Source organism: Pseudomonas sp. PDM26, from assembly GCF_019219185.1.
In the GTDB taxonomy this organism is placed as follows: Bacteria; Pseudomonadota; Gammaproteobacteria; order Pseudomonadales; family Pseudomonadaceae; genus Aquipseudomonas.
Genome location: NZ_JAHUWC010000008.1, coordinates 282,055 through 304,863, shown reverse-complemented (window position 1 = coordinate 304,863; position 22,809 = coordinate 282,055). Strand labels below are relative to the sequence as shown.

General features: G+C 61.8%; 21 protein-coding genes. 18 read left to right on the top strand and 3 right to left on the bottom strand.

Annotated elements, in window-relative coordinates; all coding sequences use genetic code 11:
* Positions 1-250: 250 nt before the first annotated feature.
* The 17 genes from KW849_RS17765 to KW849_RS17685 all read left to right on the top strand — a co-directional run bounded on the left by KW849_RS17765 (position 251) and on the right by KW849_RS17685 (position 18,458).
* Complete coding sequence (locus tag KW849_RS17765) at positions 251-1,603, top strand: UDP-glucose/GDP-mannose dehydrogenase family protein (protein ID WP_218430604.1); 1,353 nt, start codon at positions 251-253, stop codon at positions 1,601-1,603.
* Positions 1,604-1,733: 130 nt separating this feature from the next.
* On the top strand, positions 1,734-2,480 hold the full coding sequence (locus KW849_RS17760; RefSeq protein WP_218430603.1) for a sugar transferase: 747 nt from the start codon (positions 1,734-1,736) through the stop codon (positions 2,478-2,480).
* Positions 2,481-3,128, top strand: a complete 648-nt coding sequence (locus tag KW849_RS17755) for a CpsD/CapB family tyrosine-protein kinase (protein ID WP_218430602.1) — start codon at positions 2,481-2,483, stop codon at positions 3,126-3,128.
* A 22-nt stretch (positions 3,129-3,150) separates the two neighbouring features.
* Complete coding sequence (locus KW849_RS17750) at positions 3,151-4,182, top strand: polysaccharide biosynthesis/export family protein (protein WP_218430601.1); 1,032 nt, start codon at positions 3,151-3,153, stop codon at positions 4,180-4,182.
* Between the two features lie 15 nt (positions 4,183-4,197).
* Positions 4,198-5,790, top strand: coding sequence for a Wzz/FepE/Etk N-terminal domain-containing protein (locus KW849_RS17745; protein ID WP_218430600.1), 1,593 nt, complete (start codon positions 4,198-4,200; stop codon positions 5,788-5,790).
* The gene (locus KW849_RS17740; RefSeq protein WP_218430599.1) at positions 5,787-6,881 is read left to right on the top strand and encodes a glycosyltransferase family 4 protein; all 1,095 of its coding nucleotides are present in this window, start codon (positions 5,787-5,789) and stop codon (positions 6,879-6,881) included. Before KW849_RS17745 ends, KW849_RS17740 begins: the two co-directional genes overlap by 4 nt.
* Positions 6,878-8,245, top strand: a complete 1,368-nt coding sequence (locus KW849_RS17735) for an O-antigen ligase family protein (RefSeq protein WP_218430598.1) — start codon at positions 6,878-6,880, stop codon at positions 8,243-8,245. Before KW849_RS17740 ends, KW849_RS17735 begins: the two co-directional genes overlap by 4 nt.
* Positions 8,242-9,210 (top strand): glycosyltransferase, encoded by a 969-nt coding sequence (locus tag KW849_RS17730; protein ID WP_218430597.1) that lies wholly within the window; start codon positions 8,242-8,244, stop codon positions 9,208-9,210. The genes KW849_RS17735 and KW849_RS17730 overlap by 4 nt, the downstream gene beginning before the upstream one ends.
* Complete coding sequence (locus KW849_RS17725) at positions 9,203-10,339, top strand: glycosyltransferase (protein WP_218430596.1); 1,137 nt, start codon at positions 9,203-9,205, stop codon at positions 10,337-10,339. The genes KW849_RS17730 and KW849_RS17725 overlap by 8 nt, the downstream gene beginning before the upstream one ends.
* Positions 10,340-10,351: 12 nt before the next feature.
* Positions 10,352-11,353 (top strand): polysaccharide deacetylase family protein, encoded by a 1,002-nt coding sequence (locus KW849_RS17720; RefSeq protein WP_218430595.1) that lies wholly within the window; start codon positions 10,352-10,354, stop codon positions 11,351-11,353.
* On the top strand, positions 11,350-12,654 hold the full coding sequence (locus tag KW849_RS17715; RefSeq protein WP_218430594.1) for a lipopolysaccharide biosynthesis protein: 1,305 nt from the start codon (positions 11,350-11,352) through the stop codon (positions 12,652-12,654). The genes KW849_RS17720 and KW849_RS17715 overlap by 4 nt, the downstream gene beginning before the upstream one ends.
* Positions 12,651-14,570 carry a hypothetical protein gene (locus tag KW849_RS17710; RefSeq protein WP_218430593.1) on the top strand — a complete coding sequence of 640 codons (1,920 nt, stop codon included), beginning with the start codon at positions 12,651-12,653 and terminating at the stop codon, positions 14,568-14,570. Before KW849_RS17715 ends, KW849_RS17710 begins: the two co-directional genes overlap by 4 nt.
* Before the next feature lie 82 nt (positions 14,571-14,652).
* Positions 14,653-15,339 carry an N-acetyltransferase gene (locus KW849_RS17705; protein ID WP_218430592.1) on the top strand — a complete coding sequence of 229 codons (687 nt, stop codon included), beginning with the start codon at positions 14,653-14,655 and terminating at the stop codon, positions 15,337-15,339.
* Between the two features lie 4 nt (positions 15,340-15,343).
* The gene (locus KW849_RS17700) at positions 15,344-16,555 is read left to right on the top strand and encodes a GNAT family N-acetyltransferase (protein WP_218430591.1); all 1,212 of its coding nucleotides are present in this window, start codon (positions 15,344-15,346) and stop codon (positions 16,553-16,555) included.
* Positions 16,527-17,321, top strand: coding sequence for a ChbG/HpnK family deacetylase (locus KW849_RS17695; protein ID WP_218430590.1), 795 nt, complete (start codon positions 16,527-16,529; stop codon positions 17,319-17,321). The genes KW849_RS17700 and KW849_RS17695 overlap by 29 nt, the downstream gene beginning before the upstream one ends.
* A gap of 532 nt (positions 17,322-17,853) precedes the next feature.
* A complete protein-coding gene (locus tag KW849_RS17690) occupies positions 17,854-18,147 on the top strand; it encodes a type II toxin-antitoxin system RelE/ParE family toxin (RefSeq protein ID WP_218430589.1) in 294 nt (97 codons plus the stop codon).
* 2 nt (positions 18,148-18,149) lie between these two features.
* On the top strand, positions 18,150-18,458 hold the full coding sequence (locus tag KW849_RS17685) for an addiction module antidote protein (protein WP_057397260.1): 309 nt from the start codon (positions 18,150-18,152) through the stop codon (positions 18,456-18,458).
* A gap of 14 nt (positions 18,459-18,472) precedes the next feature.
* Here the strand turns inward: KW849_RS17685 and KW849_RS17680 are convergent, their stop codons facing one another.
* Positions 18,473-19,285 carry a bifunctional 2-polyprenyl-6-hydroxyphenol methylase/3-demethylubiquinol 3-O-methyltransferase UbiG gene (locus tag KW849_RS17680; RefSeq protein ID WP_218430588.1) on the bottom strand — a complete coding sequence of 271 codons (813 nt, stop codon included), beginning with the start codon at positions 19,283-19,285 and terminating at the stop codon, positions 18,473-18,475.
* Between the two features lie 171 nt (positions 19,286-19,456).
* On the opposite strand from KW849_RS17680, the gene KW849_RS17675 reads away from it, so the two are divergent.
* Positions 19,457-19,834 (top strand): hypothetical protein, encoded by a 378-nt coding sequence (locus tag KW849_RS17675; protein WP_218430587.1) that lies wholly within the window; start codon positions 19,457-19,459, stop codon positions 19,832-19,834.
* Between the two features lie 9 nt (positions 19,835-19,843).
* Here the strand turns inward: KW849_RS17675 and KW849_RS17670 are convergent, their stop codons facing one another.
* A complete protein-coding gene (locus KW849_RS17670) occupies positions 19,844-21,286 on the bottom strand; it encodes a sigma-54 dependent transcriptional regulator (RefSeq protein ID WP_218430586.1) in 1,443 nt (480 codons plus the stop codon).
* On the bottom strand, positions 21,255-22,748 hold the full coding sequence (locus tag KW849_RS17665; protein ID WP_218430585.1) for a HAMP domain-containing sensor histidine kinase: 1,494 nt from the start codon (positions 22,746-22,748) through the stop codon (positions 21,255-21,257). Before KW849_RS17665 ends, KW849_RS17670 begins: the two co-directional genes overlap by 32 nt.
* Between the last annotated feature and the right edge of the window lie 61 nt (positions 22,749-22,809).

The window sequence follows — 22,809 nt, the reverse complement described above, 5'->3', positions numbered from 1 at the left end:
ACACTTAGCAGCTACAACCCTTGTACTTCAAGGCTTACGACCGCCTGTCGTTTTCTTGAGATTTTCGCTGAACAGCCAAAATCGGGGGGAAAGCCAATAGTGCTGCGCCCCTGATGGCAATCGCCCCCACATTTGGGGGTGTCTTGTCCCTATTACATGCCGGTCTGCTGACACGGTTTACCGAGGCTGGTCTATACCCCTTTTGACAGTCTTGTTTTGCAACTCTCCACGTCTTGCGAGGCACGCTAATATGGACGTAAGCGTATTTGGTACGGGCTATGTTGGCCTGATTCAAGCCGCGGCACTGGCCGATGTCGGACATCGCGTCCTGTGTGTCGACATCGATCCGAACAAGATCCGGCAACTGCAACAGGCCGTGCCACCGATCAGTGAGCCGGGGCTTTCCGGCGCCCTTGAAGAAAACATCAAGGCCGGTCGCCTGCTCTTCACCACCCAGGCCAGCGATGCGGTGGAGCACGCCGAGCTGATTTTCATCGCCGTCGGTACGCCCGCCGACGAAGACGGCTCGGCCGACCTCAGCCATGTGCTGAACGTGGCCCGGCAGATCGCCAGTTTCATGGAGGCCGACCGCACCCTGATCATCAAGTCCACGGTGCCGGTTGGCACGGCGGATCAGGTCAGCGCGACTGCCGTTGAAGAGTTGCAGCGCGGCGGCAAAGGTTCACTGAAGGTACGGGTGGTGTCCAATCCAGAGTTTCTCAAGGAAGGCAGTGCCCTGGCCGATTGCATGCGCCCGGACCGGATCATCGTCGGCACCAACGACGATCAAGCCCGCAGCCAGATGAGCGAGCTCTACGCGCCGTTCTGCCGCAACCACGACAAATTGATGTTCATGGACAACCGCAGCGCCGAGCTGACCAAGTACGCGGCGAACGCGATGCTGGCCACGCGCATCAGCTTCATGAACGAACTGGCCAACCTCACCGAGTTGCTGGGGGCTGATATCGAAGCCGTGCGCAAAGGCATCGGCTCGGACCCACGCATCGGTTACCACTTCATCTACCCCGGTTGCGGCTTCGGCGGTTCGTGCTTCCCCAAGGACCTGCGCGCCCTGCTGCACACCGCCGAACATGCCGGAATGCCCCTGAAGTTGCTGCGTAGCGTGACCGACGTCAACGACCACCAGCGGCATATTCTGTTCAGCAAACTCAAGGCGCAATTTCCCGACGGACTGGCCGGCAAGTCCATCGCCGTGTGGGGCTTGGCGTTCAAGCCCAACACCGACGACATGCGCGAAGCACCCAGCCGCTACCTGATGGAAGCACTCTGGGCCGAAGGCGCGAGCGTGCAGGCCTACGACCCGGAAGCCATGTCCGAATGCCGGCGCCTTTACGGCTACCGCGACGACCTGCATCTGTGCGCCACCCGCGATGACACACTCGAAGACGCTGACGCCCTGGTGATCTGCACCGAGTGGAAGAACTTCCGCGTGGTCGACTTCGACAAGCTGGCGAGCAAACTGCGTAACCGGGTGATCGTGGACGGGCGCAACCTGTACAGCCCGGAACAGGTGGCGGCCGCCGGCCTGCATTACAGCGGCATTGGCTTGCGCCACATCGTGCCCGAGGCCGTCCATCCATGAAGACTCTCGTCACCGCAGCAGCCGGTTTATGGGTGTCCGATGAGGGACCGGGGCGCGTCGTTGCCTGGTCCCGCACTTACGACTGACTGCGTCGGCCATGCCGCACACGGCTTAACTCTGCGGAGAATCTATGTCTGAACACGAAAAAAGTGTGCCTCTTAACAAAATGCGTAGAGACAAGCGCTTGGACCCCGAGCAACGCAAGCGCATGGATGCCGCCATCCACATGCAGGGTTGTGGCTGGATAACCGGCCGCGAAGGTGGCCGGCCGTGGACCCTGTCGCGCACCAACCGCGTCCTGGCCGGTTTCGGCGCAGCACTGGTCCTGGTGCTGATTTCCCCGGTGCTGCTGGGGCTGGCGCTGACCATCAAACTGACCAGCCCGGGGCCGGTGATGTTCGTGCAGAAACGCACCGGCTACCGCGGCCGCCTGTTCGGCATGTACAAATTCCGCACCATGGTCGTCAACGCCGAGGAGCTCAAGGAGTCCCTGCGGCACCTGAACAAGCATGGCGCCGACGCCATCGACTTCAAGATCGACAAAGACCCGCGCATCACCGGTATCGGCAGTTTCCTGCGACGCACCAGTCTCGACGAGCTGCCGAACCTGTTCAACGTGGTAACCGGCGACATGCGCCTGGTAGGCCCCAGGCCGACTTCGTTCAACGCCTACCGCTACGAGGACAGGCACCTCGCGCGCCTGAGCATCTACCCCGGCATGACTGGCCTGTGGCAAATCTCCGGGCGCAGCAATATCGACTTCGACCAGCGCGTTGAGTTGGACCTCGCCTACATCGCCCAGCAGAGCCTGCTGCTTGATTTGAAGATTCTGCTGAAAACCCCTTTCAAAGTGTTCAGCGGTCACGGAGCGAGTTAAATGGACGGTTCATCGGCTAAAAGCCTCAGCATTGCCAGCCCGAGCGAGTCCAACCTGACATCGACCGTACTCGACCAGAACCTGCGGATCCTGTACCTGACCGCCGCCAACCCCGGCGCGGGCACCACCACCAGCGCCCTGGCGCTGGCCAGTCAACTGGCGAAGATGAGCAGCGGCCTGGTGCTGCTGGTGGATGCCAGCCACTCGGCGACCAACCTCACGCAACAGTTGGGGCTGAGCAAGGAACGGGGGTTTCGCGACTTGATGTTCAACACCCAGAGCCCGCCCTTGTTGCAGGACTGCGTGGTGGACGTCTCCAGCCTACCCTTTCACGTTCTGCCATTGGGCCGATACTTCCGTGGCAACGAGCACCTGACACCCGAGCGCCTGAGCCCGCTGTTCGATCAACTCGGCATCCGCTACCGCTTCGTGGTGATCGACGGCGACGCGGTGTATTCGGCCTCCGACACCCTGGTCATCAGCACCCAGGTGGACGGCGTGGTCCTGGTCGTGCCCGCGGAAGACACTCGCTGGGAAGTGGCCCAGGCCGCGGCCCAGCGCTTGAGCCAGGCGGGAGCGAAGCTGGTCGGCAGCGTGTTCAACCGACGCAAGTACTACATGCCCGAATGGCTGTACAAAAACCTGTGAGCAGTCAGACAAGGATGACGCCATGAACGCCAAGATGCTTGTCCTGCTGTTGCTGCCCCTTGCAGGTTGCTCCAGCACTTCCTCCGAAGAATCACAAAGCATGCCGGTGCAAATCCTCACGGCCCCACCGGCCAACGCCCAGGCCACCGACGTGCCCAAGGTCGAACAGACCCTGCGCCCACAGGATGTGCTGGACGTGATCTTCCACATCAGCACCAGTGGCTCGGCCGCCTATCGCGTGCAGTCCGGGGACACGATTGCGCTGAACTTCACCGCCGCCAGCCAGTTCAACGGCAACCAGTTGGTGCTGCCCGATGGCACCATCGAACTGCCGGGGGCCCACACCGCGGTGAAAATCGAGGGCCTGACCCGCGATGAAGCACGGGACGCGATTCAGCGCGCCTACGATCGCAAACAGCTGTTCCAGCCCAACCGCAATCAGCTGTCAGTGATGGTGGTGAACCCGCTGGCCAGTGAATGGAACCTCAAGTCCGTACTCAACCACCCCGCCACCGGCATGACCCGGGAAATCACCGTGGGCAGCGACGGCTACGCCAGCTTCCCGGAAATCGGTGCCGTGCCGCTGCAAGGCATGACCATCAGCCAACTCGAGGCCTACCTGAATAATCGCTATGCCACCCTGCCGGGGCGCATGACCGTGGACGTGCTGCTCAAGTCCACCGCCGGCAACGAAATCTATGTACTGGGTGAAGTCGGCCAGCCGGGCTCCTATCCGATCCGCCGCCCGGTGTCGGTGCTCGAAGCCCTGACCATGGCCCGCGGTTCCAACGCCAAGGCACGCCTGGACTCGGTGATGATCATGCGACGCAACGGCAACCAGGTGGTCGCGCATCGTTACGACGTGGAAAAAGCCTTGTCCGGCGACGCCACCCAGATCGCCTACCTGCAAGCGGACGACATGCTGTACGTGCCCAAGACCAAACTGGCCAGCGCCGGTGAGCTCGCGCGGCAACTGGCGGACGTCGTGTTGTTCCAGGGCATGGGCCTCAGCTTCAGCTACCGCGTCGACAACAAAGACGACGGCAGCAACTAACTCTCAGGTACCCACATGAATCCAAAGGAAAACTACCTGCATGAGTTCTTCAGGATCTTCTTCGCCAACAGGCAGTTGGTAAAGCGAGTCTTCCTGGTCTTTGCCGTGATCGCCGTGGTCTTGCCGCTGTTGCTCAAGCAGAGTTTCGATATCACCGCGCAGGTGATCGTGCAGTCCAAGAAAATCTCCCAGGGGGATGCCACCAGCACCCTCACTCAGGAAAACGCTTCCTTCATCCCGCCGTCGCTGGCCGACATGGAGACCGAGAGCAATATCCTGCGTTCGCCGGCCTTGATCCGCCAGACCATCGGCCAGTTGCGCGAAAAGGGTGAGTACACGCAGCCCGTGAGCGCCTTCAACAAACTGCTGGTGCAGCCGCTCAAACGGTTTGTGATCAATCCCGTTCGCGAACACGTGATCAACCCGGTTCGCAGCCTGCTCGGGCTGCAGACCGATCCGGTACGCGACACCCTGCTCGATGCCCTCACGCAACAAGCGTCCGCTGCCCTCAAGGTTGAAACCTTGCCGGGCTCCAACGTGATCTCGATCGTCTACCACTTCCCTGACCCGGCCCAGGGCACCCGATTCGTCACCGCCCTGCTGCAAAACTACCTGGTCACCCGCCAGGAAATGCAATCGATCGACCTGCCGCAGAGTTTCTACGAGACCAAGAAATTGCAGTACCAGGTGCGTCTCGATGGCCTGGAAGCCAATCGCCTGGCCTTGCTCGAAAGCATCGGTTCGTCCGACCCCAGGGAAGAAATCACGTTCCGCCTCAACGCGATCAACACCGAGGAGCAGGCGCTCAACCTGTATCAGGACCGACTGCTGCAAAGCCAGCGCTGGCTCGATTACCTGAAAACCAGCCTGGCGACCGCCAACAATGCCAGATTCAACGACTACACCTTCCCCTACACCTTCACCACCACGGTCGACAGCGTTGCTTTCGAAGACCGCGAGATCAAGCAACTGGGTGAGCGACTGACGACCCTGGTCAGCCGCTACATGGACGACCTGGCGGTCTTGCAGCCCGGCAGTGATCCGATGCAAATGGCCCGCGAGCAAATCATCCGGGCCCGTGGGCAATTCCTGAAGATCGTCAGCAACCGGATTCAAGAGCGCACCAGCGACCTGGTGACGATCAGCTCGGTCATCGACCAGAAAACCGCGCGCATTGCCGAGTTCAAGAATCGCATCCATCAGTTGCAGGAAACCCGCAGCAAACTGCGGCAGATGGACACCGAGATCAACGCGCTGCACAAGGCGTTCGCCACCTATGCCCAGCGCTTCGCTGAAAGCAGCACCGCGCGCGCGCTGGACAACGACCTGTCCAACGCACGGATACTCAGCCCGCCGTTCGAACCGACCGAAGCGGCGTTCCCCAAGCCGATGCTGATCATTCCGTTCGGGCTGTTCACCGGTTTGCTGCTGGCGATTGCCCTGGTCTATGTGCGTGAGTTCTTCGACCACCGCTTCAAGCACCCTGCGCAAATCACCCATGAACTGGGCTTGCCGGTGCTGCTGGTGATCAATGATCACAGCACCCAGCCGAACAACCCGCACAAGAACTGGAGCGTACCGGCCCTCGTGCATTGGGTGCGCAATTGAACGCGCCGCTCGGCACCACCCACGACCTGCCGATCATTCATTTGCTCAGCAGCGGCGGCTTCTATGGTGCCGAGCGGATGCTGCTGGATCATTGCCTGGTGACGCCGGGGCAACACCAGGTGCTGTTTCTCGATGCGCCGCCAGAGCTGATCACGCGATTTCGCCAGGCCGGTGTCGATTGCCTCGGCTGTGCAGGCCTGGGCGCATTGCTGGGGCATTTGCGCCAGCGACGGCACCAGCGGCCACTGATCAATACGCACAACTTCAAGGGCCTGTTGTTCGGCTGGCTCGGCGCCACGCTGTTGCGCCTGCCACTGGTGATCACCCAGCACGGCTTCACCCCGCGCAGTCGCAAGCAGAAGTTCTACACCTGGCTGAGCCTGCAACTGTGCCGCACGGCCTCGGTGAACCGGGTGGTGTGTGTCGCCGAAAGCATTGCGGCGCTGCACCGTCAGGCCAATGTGCGCACCGACAAGTTGCAGGTGATCCCCAACGGCCTGCCGGCGGCGCACGACTTGCCGCCGCACAGTGACGCACGTCAACGCTGGCTGGCCGGTTACGTCGGGCGCCTGAGTAGCGAAAAGGGCCCGGACCTGTTTCTCGATGCGCTGATCCCGCTGTGTCAGCAGTACCCGCAACTGGACGCGGTGATGCTCGGCGACGGGCCGGAGCGGGAAAGCCTGCAGGCACGCATTGACGAGGCAGGCTTGCAGGCGCGCATCACGCTGCCGGGCTACCAGACCGACATGCGCGCCTGGTGGCGGCAACTCGATGCATTGGTGATCAGCTCGCGCACTGAAGGCACGCCGATGATTCTGCTCGAAGCGATGCAGGCCGGGGTGCCGGTGGTGGCCTTCGGCGTCGGCGGGATTCCCGATGTCTTGCAGGACCGCCACAACGGCCTGCTGGCCGCGCCCACCGACAGCACCGCCCTCGCCCGCCAGATCGGCGCGCTGCTGGATGACCCGGCCCTGGCCGACGAGTTGATCGACAACGCAAAACGTACGCAACGGGATCACTACGACCTCAAGGTCCTGGCCGAACGCTGGTCGCAGCTTTACATCCGGACTGCACGGGAGGCACGCGCGTGATTGTTCCGCTCTCGATCGTCAGCTTGCTCGGCCTGGTCTGCCTCGGATTGCTGGCCAGCCCTTATCCGTATCTGGCGCCGGGAGCGGTGCTGGGCCTGGTGGGTGTCGCGGTGCTGTACCGCAAGCCGACCTGGGGCCTGCTGGGCATTGTCGCCATCCTGCCTTTCGAGGGCCTGTTCAAGGACAGCGCGTTATCAGGTTCCAAGTTCCTCGGGGCTTCGCTGGCGCTGATCCTGATGCTGCAACTGGCGATTCACCAACGGTCGGCCGAGCGCTTGCGCAGCAATATCTGGCGTTTCCTGATCGGGTTCATGGTGCTGTACCTGCTCAGCCTGTTGAACACCGACAACATGGGCTTCTCCCTGGGCCACCTGCGCGAATTGAGCGTCGGCCTGATTCTGTTTGTCATCACCTTGCTGGTCGGGCGTGAGTTGAACCTCGACATGTTCGCCAGACTGGTTGCCGTCAGTGTCGCGGTGACCTGCGCCATGGCGATGTTCTCTGCCAAATACCAGGACGAAGGCCGTGCGTCCGGCATGCTCAATGACCCGAACGAATTTGCCCTGATGATCGCCTTCGCCGTGCCCATGGCGCTGTTGCTGGTGGTCCGCAGCCCGAACCGGCTGCACCGGTTGTTCTGGGGGGCCTGTGCCCTCGTGCTGCTGGCCGGCATGACCAAGACTGAATCCCGTTCGGGGCTGGTGGTGTTGCTCCTCAGCCTGTTGATCGGCACGTGGCACTACCGCGCGCAGTTGCCACATATTCGTCCACGCCACCTGGGCTTTGCCATGCTCGGCCTGACGATTGTGATTGCGCTTGGGCTCTATGCGATGCCGGCCAGTTACGTGGCGCGCATCCAGTCGCTGAGCATCCTCAGCTCCGGGGCCAAGAGTCAGGACGCGTCCCTGGGCCGTCGCGCCTCCTACATTGTGGTCGGCAGCGCCATGATCGCCGAGAACCCCTTGCTCGGCACCGGCCCCGGCACGTTCCCGCTACACTACGCCACCACCGGTTATGCCAAGACCTTTTCCGTCAGCGGCAAGACCGACGACCTGTACCGCCGTGCCCACAATACCTACCTGGAAATCTTCAGTGAACTGGGGATTCCCGCCGGCCTGATGTTCGTCGGCATGCTGGCCCTGGGGTTGTACAACCTGATTCGCGCCCGCCGCATCTGGCTGTTGCGAGGAGACAGTCATCAGGCCGATCTGATGACCCACCTGAGCATGAGCTTTCTGTCGTTGACGTTGTTCCTGATGTTCCTCAGCGCACCGAACCACAAGTACCTGTGGATCATGCTCGCGTTGACCGGCGTGCTGCGCACGAAAGCCGAAGAAGCCCCGCTGAAAGAGGTCAAGGCATGAACCGCATCAGTATCATCATCCCGATGTACAACGAGGAGCAGCACATCGCCCGGACCCTGCTCGCGGCACGACATGCCGCCGAGGCGGCCAACGTCGAATGCGAGTTGATCGTGCTCGACAACGGCTCCGACGACCAGGGCCCGGACATTGCCCGGCAGCTCGGTGCCCAGGTTCTGGTCCTGCCCGGCCTGCTCATCGGCGCATTGCGCAATCGCGGAGCGGCGATTGCCAGTGGTGAATGGCTGGCCTTTATCGATGCCGACGTCGAGATGCCCGAGAACTGGCTCAAGCTGTTGTTCGACCTCGAGTCCAGCGGCCAGGCCGATGTCATCGGCCTGGACCTGCACACCCCGACCGAAGCGCCGTGGTACGCCGACGCCTGGCAGCGCCGCACCTTGCGCCCCGACACGCAGCCGCTGCATGTCGCGCAATGGCTGCCTACTTGCAACCTGCTGATGCGCCGTCGCTGGTTCGACAAGGTCGGTGGTTTCAATGAACAACTGCGCACCGGCGAGGACAAGGAACTGACCATGCGCCTGGTCGACGCCGGTGCCAAGCTGCGCTCAGTCAACCAAAGCGTGGCGCTGCATTGGGGTTATGAATGCAGTTGGCGGGAATGGATGGGCAAGGAATTATGGCGTCAGGGCAGTCATCTGCAACTGCTGCGCACCCATGGACCGAGCCTGCGCTTACTGCGCTTTCCGCTACTGTCGATTGCCGCCTGGGTCATCGATTTCATGGCCATTTCCGCCCTGTTCGACGGTTTCCCCCATCATTCGCTGCTGATGCTGCTGCTGACCGTCCTGCCCGCCCTGGCCCTGAGCCTGCGTCAGAGTGCCAGGCACCGCGACCCGCTCCTGACCCTGCAACTCTGGGGCCTGCACTGGGTGCGCCTGCACCTGGCGGGCGCCGGGTTCATCCTCAGCCTTTGTCATTGGAATGCCAGGAGGCCCGCCCGTGGCTGAATTCATTTTCTGGTTGTGCCTGTTGCTACCGGTTTACGCCTACCTCGGTTATCCCCTGTTATTGACCTTGCTGGCACCGTTTTACCCGGCACCGCGCCATGGACCGGCACAACCGATGGACGTGAGCATCGTGATTGCCGCGCACAACGAAGCGCGGCATATCGAAGAAAAACTGCGCACCGTGCTGGCCCAGGATTATCAGGCCAGCTCGCTGCACATCATCCTGGCCAGTGACGGTTCGACCGACGACACCGTGGCCTGCGCGCGCCGGGTCGAGGATCCGCGCATCACCGTGCTCGATCTGCCCCGCCAGGGCAAGGCGGCGACGCTCAATGCCGGGGTCGCGATCAGCAGCGGCGCGATCCTGGTGTTCACCGACGCCGACAACCAATGGTCCACCGACACCCTCGGCCATTTGCTCGCGCCGCTCAACGACCCGCAGGTCGGTGGCTGCGCCGGGCACATGGTGATCCCGGTGACCGGCAAGGGCTTGAGCGTGGGTGACAGCCTGTATCGGCATTACGAAGGCTGGCTGCGCTACGTGGAAAATCGCACCGGCTGCATGGTCTCCGCCGACGGCGCATTGCTAGCCCTGCGCCGCGAGTTGTTTCAGAACGTGCCGGCGGAGGTCAACGACGACTTCTTTATCAGCACCTGCGCACCCGTCGCGTTCAAGCGGATTGTCTACGTGCCCCAAGCCCGGGTGATCGATCAGGGCGTGGACGAAGCCGACAAGCAATTTCGCCGTCGTCAGCGGGTCACGGTGGGTGGCTTGCAAAGCCTGGCCCAGCGCCGGGAGCTGATGAATCCGCTGACCCACGGCCTGTATGCGATTGCCTTGATCAGCCACAAGCTGATCCGGCGGCTGGCGCCGATCCTGTTGCTGCCGTTGCTGCTGAGCAATTTCTGGCTGTGGGAAGACCACGGCTTTTATCGCCTGAGCCTGATTGCACAATTGCTCGGTTACACGATGGCCATTGCCGGCCTGCTGGATTCGCAACGCCGCTTGCCCAAACCCTTTCGCCTGGCCGCGTTCCTCCTGGTGACCCTTGCCGGGATGAGCATCGGTCTGTGGCAGTTCCTGCGCGGGCAGCGTTACGCCCAATGGAACCCCGAGCAAAATCGATGAGAGGTGCGTGCCGTGGCAATCAAACAACTGTTAAAACGCACCAGTGGCTGGCTGTACCTGAACTCCCCGGTCGGGCGCAACCAACTGCACGGCGCCGGTGTGATCCTGATGCTGCACCGGGTGCTGGCCAGCGACCAGGCCGCCGAACTGCCCCATCGCAATGAACTGTGCGTCGGGCCAAAGGCCTTTGAACACTTGCTGGTGTGGTTGAAAAAACACTTCGACTGCGTGCCGCTGATGGACATTCTGCAACCCGGCACACCGCGCTCGGAACGGCCGAAAGTGGCGCTGACCTTCGACGACGGCTGGCGCGACAACGCGCTGAATGCCTTCCCGTTGCTGCAAAAACACCAGGTGCCGGCGAGCATCTTTCTGTCCACCGATTTCATCGGCAGCCGCCAGCGGTTCTGGTGGGAAAGCATCGGCGAAACCCTGTGGAACAGCCATGGCGAACCGGCACGCCGGCATCTGATCGAATGCCTGCAGCAACTTGGGCGTCCGTTGCCGGGACTGTGCGAAAACCCGGATGAACAACGCCGCAGCCTCGCACTGCTGAATTTTTTGCAGAGTCTGAAAACCCTGTCGCCGCTAGACCTCAATCGCCTGACCGACGCCTGCCCGCAAGAGTCGTTGCCCCAGGCGCTGGACTGGCAGCAAGTGCGCCACCTGGAAGCGTCCGGCCTGGTGCGCTTCGGCCCCCACGGTGCCAGCCACGCCATCCTCACCGGCCTCGACGATCAACGCCTGGACGAAGAACTGAGCCGCAGTCGCGACGCGCTGCTCCACGGCTGCAACCGGCCGTTGCCGGTTTACTGCTATCCCAATGGCGACAACGATGCGCGGGTGCGCCAACAGGTGGCCAGGCATGGCTTCCCGTTTGCCCTGGGTACCGGCACCGGTATTTATCGAGGGGTGGAAGATCCTCTGGCCCTGCCACGTTTCGGCGTGAGCCAGCGTACCGCGCGCGATCCCGGGTTGCTGTCCTGGCGCATCTACCGTGGGGCACGTCCATGAGCCGCAGCAACTACCTCAGGCACCTGGCCCTGAGCATGGGCACCAAGCTGGCGATGATCGCCCTGCGCTTGCTGCGTAACATACTGCTGGCGCGGATTCTCGGCCCCAGCGAACGGGGCTTGTTTGCCTTGCTCAACACCCTGCCCGACCTGATCAGCGCCGCCACCAGCGGCGGCTTGAATTCAGCCGTGGGCTATCAGGCGGCCAAGCAACGACCGATGGGCTTGCTGCTCAGCCAGGTGCTGCTGTTCGGTTGTCTGCTGGCGGCATTGCTGACCTTGCTGGTGGTGGCGCTGACCCGCGAGTTCGGCAAAGAACTGGACATCACCACGCAATTGGGCCTGCTCGCCTGGCTGTTGCTGCTGGCGGTGCCGCTGACCGTGCTCAAAAGCGGCTTGCTGACTTTGCACAACGCCTCGGGCGGCGTGGTCGCCTTCAATGCCTTGCGCCTGGTCGAGTCGCTGGCGCCGCTGCTGGTGTTCCTTGCCCTGTTCTGGATGTGGAAAAGCGCAGCCCTGGAAGCGGCGCTGATCAGTTGGCTGGCGGGGATCAGCCTGGTGGTGCTGGCCGGTTGGGTCTGGCTCAAGCGCGAGCACCCGCTGAGCCTGCAATGGGACCGCGCCAGTCAAAACGAACTACTGCGCTACAGCGCCCGCAGCCATCCGGACCTGCTGTTCCAGCAAGTGATTCTGCGCTCCGACTACCTGTTCATCGGTGCCCTGCTCGGCACCACGGCGCTGGGTCATTACGCCATGGCCAGCGCGGCCGCCGAGTTGCTGCTGATCGTTCCGGAAGCGGTGACCACCCCGCTGATGAAGCGCCTGCTGCAACAGGAAGAAGGTATCGAAAAAATCACGCCACTGGCCTTGCGCCTGACCGCTACGGTGATGCTCGGCGCTTGTCTGAGCATGGCAGTGGTCGGTGAATGGTTGATCGTGACACTGTTTGGCGAGGCCTATCAGCCTGCCTACCCTGCGTTGCTGGCGCTGCTGCCGGGCCTGTTTGGTCTGTGCTACATGAGCATTCTGCGCCTGGACCTGCTGGGCAAAAACCGTCCCGGCACGATTTCGTTGTTGATGGGTCTCAGCGCCCTGCTCAACCTGGCGCTCAATGTGCTGCTGATCCCGACCTACGGCATCGTCGGCGCAGCAGCCGCATCCTCTATCGCGTACCTGGCCGTGACCCTGGCGCTGCTGGTGGTGTATTGCCGGTTGAGCCATGTGCCGGTCTGGCAAACGCTCATCGTCCTGCCCGGCGACATCGCGCCGATGCTGCTGATGCTGCAACGGAAATCGGCATGAAGCACCTGTTATTGCTGGTGAGTCTTGGCCTCGGGCTGAGCGCCGAAGCTGCGCCCATGCGTTGGGCCGATATCCGCGACGCCAGCCTGTACCTGCAAACGGACCGCCCCGACACCCTGACCGTGCTCTGGGCCCCGGTGTGGCAGGCGCAAGCCAACGAAGAACACCTCTACTTGCTCGACGGCCAGGGCAAACTCCAGAGCGAACGACTGATAGCCGCCAATGAGCCCAGCGGTAGTCAACGCTGGGACCTGGCGCCGGGCGCCGCCAGTTATCGACTGGAAATTCCTGGCTACAGCTTCCGCCGTTATACGGTTGAGCACGACGACCACACCGTCGCACTGTTCGCCCCGGCCAAGGTGCATTTCAGCGCCGAGCCCCGGGACGGTGACGAGTTGTACTTCAAGGTTGCGGCCGGTGAGCACGCGGTGCTGGCCGGTAAGTTCCACGGTGGCGTCGGCGCGTTGCAAGCGCAGCGCGTGAGTGACGGCCAACAGCTTTCACTGCCTCTAAAGCCTTACCCCGCTTATTGGCAATTCGACAAAGTCGAGTTGCCCGTTGCAACCACCGATCAAGTCTGGCGCCTGCACCTGCGCGGTAGCGGCAAGGTCGCATTCTGGCTCGACGGCACGGCCAACCTGTTCGCCCAAAACCCGCAACAGCTCAAACCCTTGCGCGAAGACGAAGGCCAGACCCGGCTGACGCTGCACAACGACGTGCTAGGCAAGACCCCGAACCTGGGTATCGCCCTGCCCTATGCGCTTCTGCCAGACTCCAGTTTCGCCGTGCTCGATGCCCTGCAACCACAGGCCGGAACCTACTACAGCCTGGTCGACATCATGGCGACGCGGCCGCATTACGAAGACGTGTTCCGCCGGTTGTATCAGGATCGCTTGGGCATCACTCAGGACATCACCCTGCTGGCCGGCCGTCAGCGCAAGGCCGACCTGCGCGCCGACACCACCAGCAACGCCGGCCTCGATGCCTGGCTCGCCGCCACGCGCGCGCTTGGCGGCAAGGGCACGCACTACATCGGCTTTGCCGACGAACCGAACCTCAACTATCCGGACTACGCAAGCTACAAGCGCCTCTTCAATAGCATGGCCTGGCAAGTGCGCAGCAACCCGGACAACGCCAAAGCCGGCGTCCGCATCGCCATGCCGGCCAGCTCCCGGTTCGTCAATGGTCCGCTCATCGACAATGCCGCCGACAAGCGCGGCATCGATTGGGCCCGACGCTTGCTGGCCGAGTCCGGCGACAAGATCGATGCGCTGGCGTGGCACGAATGGATGGTCCGCGACCTGCTGGCGACCCGTGTCTACCGCGATAGCGTACGCAAAGCGGCGGAGCTGGTGGGGCTCGACGCCCAGGGACGACCGCGCAAAGCCTTGTTGCTGGACCAGACCAACATGTCCAGCGGGGCCAGCCTCAGCCCTTACGATCAGGAAACCCACTACGCCTCGTTATGGTGGGCCTCGGTCATCATCAATGCTTCCCAGGACGGCTTGCTCGACATGCTCGGCTGGTTCCAGGCCGCCGACGAACCTGAGTATCCCAAGGGCATGTTGCGCGTGCTCGGCAAGGATGAATTCGAGCTCAAGCCCGTAGGCCTGGCGCAACAATTTATCCGCCAGCATTGGCTACACGATGTCATGCGCCTGGAGAACGACGCCTTCGAGGTTGACGTGCTGGCCATGTCTGCCGGGTACCAACGCAGCCTGCTGGGCGTCAACAAAGGCTCACGCTTGCAGCGTGTGAGCCTGGCCGGCGCGCAATGTCCATTGCCCCTGGGATCATTGCGCTATTTCGGCGCCGACAACCGCAGTCGCGACGCATCTTTCAAATGCCTGGAGGGTCGCATCAGCTTCGATTTACCGGGAGAAACCCTGTTTGCCCTCAGCTGGAGCGCCTCATGAACGTCATTTATTTTTGCCCGTGGACGATCCGCCGCGCATTGACTCACTCCACTCACGGCCAACACCGTCAGGAGTCAAAAACATGAATGTTCTGAAAAAACTCAGCGATCACATCAAGCAAAAAGGCCTGCGCGCCACCGTCGGCAAGTTGTGGAAACACTACGTATTTTTCCACGAAGAACTGTTGTGGATGGAGCGCGATCTGGTGAGCCCGGTACCGCCGCACAAGCTTCGGCCCTATACACCGTTGCGACTGGAAACCATCACCCCACAAAACGCCATGGCGTTCGCCAGGCACTTCGGCGATCGCGTGGGCACCATGACCGAGTTGGCGTGCGAAGGGTACACCGGGCATATGTACCTGAATGAAAACGGTGATGCCGTGGCCTTTATCTGGGGCAGCACCCGCGATTATTTCGACCGTCACTACTACGGCTGCATGTTCCCGGTGAAGCCAGGTGAGTTCTTCGAGTTCGCTCTCGAGCAGATTCCTGCCTACCGGGGCACCACGCTGTCGGTAGATTTCCAGCTGAACCTGTGGAAAGCCATGGCTGATCAGGGCTGCAACAAAGTGGTGGATATCTGCGAGTCCCACAACATTCCCGCGCTCAAGCTGCACATCCGCATGGGGTATCGCGAGCAAGGAAGGATCATGAACATCTACCACCTGTTCGGCTGGCGCTTCTTCCGTGAAACCCGCTACAGCGGCTCACGCCTGGATGCCTTGCGCAAACCGGCACCCTCTCCCGTTCCCGCCGAGGCGAGCTGACCTTATGTCTGCACGATTCGAATGGCGCACTTCGCTGTGCACCGACGACTTTCCGATAGCGGCTTACGAAGCGTTGCGCCAGCGCGTAACGGACCACACGCCGTTCAACAAACTGGCCTGGCTATATGCGTCGGAACTGGCACTCAAGCCTGGCGAGCAGTTGCACGTGCTGCTCGGCTGGCAGGGTGACGAACTGGCGCTGTGCCTGCCGCTGGTGGCGTCCGTGGAACGCTTTGCGCGTTTGCCGTTTCGGGTCCTGCATCATTTGGGCTATCCCCTCGCCGACCGCCTCGCGCTGCTGACGAGGCTGGACGACGACGCTATGCGCAATGCGTTGACGCAGATCCGTCAACACCTGCCCCATGCCGTGCTGCAACTCAACGAACTGGCCGGCTCCACAGCGCAGGCCCTGGCACCGTGGCAGGCACTGAGTTCGACCGCCGAACAACGCCTCAGTTGTCGGGTGCCGGTGCACCTGATCAGCGAGGCCGACCATCAGGAAGTCTCCGGCGACCCGCGCTACAAACTGCGCCGCGCGCGCAAACGCATCGCCGCGTGCGGGGCCCAGGTGCGGCGGATTACCCCCGACGCCCTGACCATGGGGCCGCTGTTGCAGGACATCAGTGAAGTCGAAGCGGTGAGCTGGAAAGGCGATGAAGGGGTCGGGATCTTTTCCGATGCGCGCCATCGCCAGTGGATGGACCGCGCCTTTACCGCCCTCGCGGCCCGGGGCCTGGTGCGCGTGGTGGTGCTGGAGCTGGAGGGGCGCTGCATCAGCTATCGCCTCGGCTTGCTGGAACAGGGCCGACTGTACGACTACAACTTGGCGTTCCTGCCGCAATATGCCGACCTGGGCAGCGGCCGGGTGCTGCTCGAAGAGTGGATTCGCTGGGGCCTGGAAGAGAACTGGCAGTGGATCGATGCGTCACGGGTCAGCCTGGAAAACTCCAGCCATCAACTGCACGAACGCATGACCGGGCAACTGGAACACTGGCGCTGGAGTTTTTACTCCTGGCGTCCAAGCGGTCTGGTGCTGGGTCTGGCCTTGCGGGTCTGGCAACGTTTCAAACCCCGATTGCAGCAATGGCGCGCCCGGCGCGCGGCGGCCGCAGTCGCCACCCCAGCGCCCGGCGCGACACCTGTCGTCAAAACGCCTGCGCCTACGGAAAACCTCAAGGAGGGTAAACATGCCTCGGCAAGTGATAGTCAACGCTGACGATTTCGGCCTCAGTGCCTGCGAAAACGCGGTGATCCTGGGCGCGTTCCAGGCCGGCCTCATCAGCTCCGCCACCGCCATGGCCAACATGCCGGCGTTCGAAGCGGCCTGTGCCATGGCCCGGCATCCATTGCTCGAAGGCCGCATCGGCCTGCACTTCAACCTGACCTACGGCCGTCCATTGAGCCAGAGCATTGTGCAACGTCCGACGTTTTGCGACGGTGCCGGTGTGTTCGATCTCAACCTGTCCCGTACCCGCCTCTGGCTCGGGCGCGGGGATCGCCACGCCGTACTGGAGGAACTCGAAGCCCAGTGGCAGCGCTGCCTGGACAACGGCCTGCGCCCCAGCCACCTGGACTCCCATCAGCACGTGCACAACATCTGGCCGATCGGCGAGATCGTCGCGCGCTTCGCCGCCCGCCAGGGGGTTCCGGTGCGTCTGGCACGCAACCTGGGACAAAACCTCAGCTTGCCCAAGCGCGTGTTCAAGGACCTGCTCAACCGTCGCCTGAGCAACCTGGCCGGCGCCACCGCCGACTACGTGTGCACCCCGGTGGATCTGCGCAACGCCGAACCGCCACCCGACGGACTGCTGGAAATCGTCGCCCACCCGAACCAGCTCGGCGCCGACTTCGGCGATGCCTACCTGGAGCCGGGAGAGTCCTTGAGTGCACTGCTGGAACAGCGCTTGCCGGGTGTGCCGAGGGTGGCCTATACCGCTGCGGGCGATGCTGCGCCTCACCGTGCGCGGGCCGTTCTGGAGTAATACGCAATCCCTGTGGGAGTGTGGCTTGCCCGCGATGGCGGTGTACTGGGCGACGTGTTTTTTACTGGTGTACATATCCGTTGCTGCGGTTACGGCGACTTATGGTTCCGCCCTTATGGCGGGTCACTTGGAAAAACGGAACGCCGCCCGGCCCCAAGTAACCAAGGGCTCTTGCCCCTGACATTCGGTGCCTCGCCATGGCTCGGCATGCCCTCGCTCCGGTCCTGCTCCGTGGGCCCGCCGCGATCGGCCATCCATGGCCGTACGCGGCTAACCCGGCATCCATGCCGGGTTGCCCACTGCGCAGAACCTCCACTCGGCCTCACGAGGGGGCGTACACCGCAACAGCGCCCGAGGCGGCCTACCGGCCGGCCTGATCGCGGGATTCGTTCGCCTGTGAGAATTGAGTCGGCTGACAGGCCCCATCGCGAGCAAGCTCGCGATGGGGCTCCCACAAACATCCCGGAAAAAACCCGCCAGAACGCGGAAATGTCTGACGGCTCACTCGTATCCATTTGGATACGATCGAGCAATGAATTATCTTATTCAGCAAACCGCTACTTTCGCAGCATGGCACGCCTCGGTTCGCGATTTGCGAGCCAAGATAGCTATCGCTCGTCGCATTGACCGCGCCTCTGCAGGTAATCTTGGCGACAACAAGGCTGTCGGTGATGGCGTTTCTGAATTGCGAGTAGACGTGGGTGCCGGATACCGGGTTTACGTCACGACGCGAGGTGGTGTCGTCATTGTCCTGCTGGCCGGTGGTGACAAGTCATCTCAAACCGCCGATATCAAACGCGCAAAAAAAATGGCAAAGGAGGTTTAACCATGAGCCAGACTTTGACGACTTTCGACATGGCGGCGCTGCTCGACAGTGATGAGGCCATTAGCGAGTATCTGTCTCAGGTACTGGCAGACGGTGACAATGAGGAGTTTCTTCGCGCTATCGGCTATGTGGTAAAAGCCCGTGGCATGACACAGATAGCCAAAGACTCGGGAATGGGTCGCGAAAGCCTCTACAAAGCCTTCGCGCCGGGAGCAAAACCACGTTTCGATACGGTCCTGAAGGTCATTCATGCCCTGGGCATAGATCTCTGCGCGCAGCCAGGGCACACCGTCAATCACTCAAATCTCTGATTTGATTCTCCGCGTTATGTCGCTGGCTTCACCACCACCCACGTAAAACACAACGGCAACTGCGCCACCTGCTGCTGATAGCGGTCATAGAGTTCTTCGCGATTGGAGTGCGGGTACTCCCTGAAGTGACGGATCTGCAGCCCTGCCGCAATGGCTGCACTGAAGAGGTCGCCCAGGGTATGGACGAACCAGTAGGACGCCGCCGACGGCTGTTCGACCTTGCCTTCGTAGACGATCGGTTCGTGCTGCACGAACGGTTCGCGACGGAAGTATGAGCTGGCCAGGCGAAAAGGATCGATTGCCTCGGGGTCGAACATTTCCAGGAACGGGTGGGTTTCGTACACCACCAGCGCCCCACCCGGCTTCAGCGTGCACGCCACATGGCGCAAGAATTCGCCGATGTCCGGCATCCAGTTCAGGACGCCGATGGTGATCAGCGCCAGGTCAAAGCGCTCCTGCAGTTGCGCAGGCAAATGGTGAATGTCCGCTTCGATGAATTGCGGCGCATGGGGCGAGCGGAACGCCAGTTCCCGTGCCTGCTCGAGAAACGCATCGGACTGGTCGACACCCACCACGCTGCGCGCGCCCAGGGCAAACAGCGACAGACTTTCGCGGCCGTTGTTGCAGCCCAGTTGCACCACCTCCTTGCCGTCGACACCTGTCTGGGTCAGCAAGGCGGTCAAGGTGTCATCCAGGCAGGAGAAATCCGCGTGGGCCACGTCCTTCAACAAGGCTTGCCATTCGCTTGAGTCTTTGTGGTGACGGGCGGAGTCATTCCAGGCCTCGCGGTTACTGGCGATGGCTTGTTCTTTTGTCGGCAGTTCCATTGCACGCTCCAGGGTTCGGGTCGTCGACTTGACCGGCCGGAGTCTAGTTCAACCTCATCCTGGCAGGTGTTGCGAACTTGTAATCCGCACCGTGCCAACGGCTGCCCACGGCGGCAGCTATAGTTAATGACCTTGGGGACATGTGATTAAACCGATTGCGCAGGTGTTGCCATGAACAAAACCAATCTGACGCTGTTGCTCGCCGTCTGCCTGAGCGCGACCGCCGTCGCCCACGCCGACGACCTGCCCACCACCAACTACAGCAGTGAATTCAACTACTACGGCGCCGACCAACCCTTCGCCCACCCCGTACCACCGTCCATGAGCACCGTGCCGCCGGGTTCGTACATCCCGACCGCGCCCGCGGAATTCACTCCGGTTTCAGGCGAGCACGTATTTTACGACTCGCGCCTGCCGACGGTGGCCGACGCCACGGTTCGCGTGTTTGTCCGCACCTACGATCCGGAGCATGGCGTCTACGTGAACCAGGAAGTCCAGGACTCCGGTTGCGTGCTGTCCTGCATGAGGCAGGGCCCGGTGCTGCAGTGAAAACGCCCCCTAGCACTGACGTTTGTCCGGGCGGGCGAGGCCGAGCTTTTCGATCCGGTAGCGCAACATGTCCCGGCTAAGACCCAGCAGGCGTGCCGATTTGGTGACGTTCCAGTCGGTCTTGTCGAGCATCTTGCGCACCATGTCACGCTCCACTTCCGGCAGGTTCATGGATTCGCTACCGTTACCGTTACCGTTGGTCGGACGTGGCTCGCTGAAATGTTGCGGCTCGGGATGAAACATCGGTGGATCATCCACCAGGCTCAGGCAGACGTTCAACTGATGGGCGGCGATGGTGTCGCTTTGCGCCAGCAACACGGTTTGCTCCAGCATGTTGCGCAATTCCCGCACGTTGCCCGGCCAGCTGTAGTTGAGCAGCAAATCTTCAGCCTGATTGCTGAAGTGCAGGTTCGGCTTGCCGTAGCGTTTGCCATGCAGCCCCAGGAAGTGCCGGGCCAGCAGCAGGATATCGTTGCCACGGGCATACAGGCGCGGCACCTTGATCGAAATGATGCGCAGGCGGAAAAACAGGTCGCGGCGGAATTTGCCTTGCTGGACCATTTGCTCAAGATTGCAGTTGGTGGCGCTGATCACCCGTAGATCGACCTTGCGCTCCTTCACCGAGCCGACCCGGCGAATGGTCCGGTCTTCCAGCAGTTTCAGCAGCTTGGCTTGCAACAGTAGATCCATTTCACCGATTTCATCGAGGAACAGCGTGCCGCCATCGGCCGCTTCCACCAGCCCCATTCGACGCTCCTTGGCGTCGGTGAAGGCGCCCTTCTCGTGGCCGAACAGTTCCGATTCCACCAGATTGGACGGGATCGAAGCGCAGTTGAATTCAATGAACGGGCCTTTGGCGCGCGAGCCGTCGAAGTGCAAGGCCCGGGCCACCAGTTCCTTGCCGGTGCCGGTCTCGCCTTCCACCAGGACCGGCGGCAGATCGCTATTGGCCATCCGCCGTTCGGCGTCGAGCAACTGGCTGATGGTGCTCTTGAGGTACATCATCGGTGCCGACTCGCCAATCAGCGCCTGCAACCCCGACTTCTGGGCTTCGCGCTCCTGGTAAAACGACAGCGTGCGCTCCATGCGGTCGGTAGCCAGGGCCTTGTCCAGCAGCTGCTTGAGCTCCGGCAGGGCCACCGGTTTGGTGACGTAGTGAAAGGCGCCCTCTTTCATCGCCGCCACGGCGTCTTCGACGTTGCCGTAGCCGGTCATCATGATCACTTTCAGATCCGGCGCGCTGACGCGCAGCTTCTGGATCAGGTCGTGACCACTCATGCCCGGCAACGAGTTGTCGGTCAGTACCACGTCAGGAGCGAAGGAGCCCAATTGCTCCAGTGCATCTTCGGCCGAGTGGCAAACGGTCACCTCGAAGCCCTTGCGCTCCAGATAGTTCTGAATATTCTCGGCGAGAATTTCATCATCCTCGACCAGCAGAATGCTGTGCTCCATATGCTCCTCCCGTTGCCACTTTGAAATTGAGACAAACACGGGTTCCTTCCTGTTCCCGACTTGTCAGTTCGACCGAGCCGTCAAATCGCTCCATTATTCTCTTGACCAGGGCCAGACCCACGCCCAAACCGCCTTGCTTGGTGGTGAAAAACGGCTTGAAGACCATTTGTTGCTGTTGTTTGGATATGCCCTTGCCGGTGTCGGTCAGGGTCATTCTCAAGTCGCCGGGCACAGAAGAATCGATCTCGATCGTCAACACGCCCCCCTTGGGCATGGCTTCCAGTGCGTTGGCAAACAGGCTATTGAGTATCTGCGTGAGCAACACCTGTTGGCTGACGACCTGTGGCACGCTGATAGGCGAGAAACGCACTTCGACGTTCGAACGTTTGATCAGGGACTCGAAGGCACTCAAGGTGTCATCGAGGGCCAGCACCAGGTCGACCGTTTCACAGTCGTCATTCATCGGCCGCAACGACACCAGCAATTCACGGACCCAGCGCGACATGCGGTCGACCTGATTGATGATGTCGCCAATGTTTTTCTGTGCGGTCTGGCTGGCGATTTCCTGGGCCAGTTCGGCGCTGGAACGGATGTTCGCCAGTGGGTTGCGCAGGCTGTGGGCGACCGCCGAGGACATTTCCCCCAAGGCGACAAAGGTTTCGTTGGCGATCAGCTGGTTCTGCTGGTTCTGCAGCTGTATCGCCGCACGCCGCACGATCCAGAACAGCCCCAGGTAAATGACCGCCCCGCCAATCAGGGTGGCCAGCCAGATCGCCTTGAAGCCACGCTGGATGCGCTCCACCAGGTCCACCGGTTCCTTGTAGATCTCCACCATGGCAATCACTTTGCTTCTGTCGGCATTGAACATCGGAATGTAGTTCTCGACGAACAGGTATTGCGGTTCGCGCAGCAGGCGCTGCTCGGGGCGCTCCTCATCGATCTCGTGGTAGCGGGTGGACACCGGCGATTTCATTTCGAAAGATTTATTCAGCTCCTCGTCGTCTTCGATGCGTATGCCAATCAACTCGGAGCTCGTCGACCAGACCACGGTGCGGTCCTGGGCGTACACCGTCGCCAGCAGGATGTCCGGCAGATGCGCCACATGGTCGAGAAACTCAAAGCGCGCGGCGGCCCGGGCTTCGGGGTTGATGTCGGAATCGGCATGGTCCAGACGCGGGTCGAGCATTTCGCCGATGGTTCTGTCCGGCGAAATCCTGGCATGACGGGTTTCGGCCTCGCCAATGGCTTGAATGAACTGCGCCGTCAGCATCGAATCGCGCTCGATGCTTTCATTGACCACAAAGCGCGTGGAGATGTAACCCAGCCCCAGTGCCACCACGGCGATGATGAAAAAGCTTGCCAGGGAGAACCAGCGCAGCAAGTTGAACTGCGGCCGCCAGCCCTTGCGCGGTACTGCCGGGGCCTGTGGCGCAGCTACTTTTTGTTGTTCCAGTATCTGCATGGCGGTGTCCTGAGTCTTTGAAATCGAGCCTTTCCAGCCGGGTATCAAGTCAGTGTAGGTA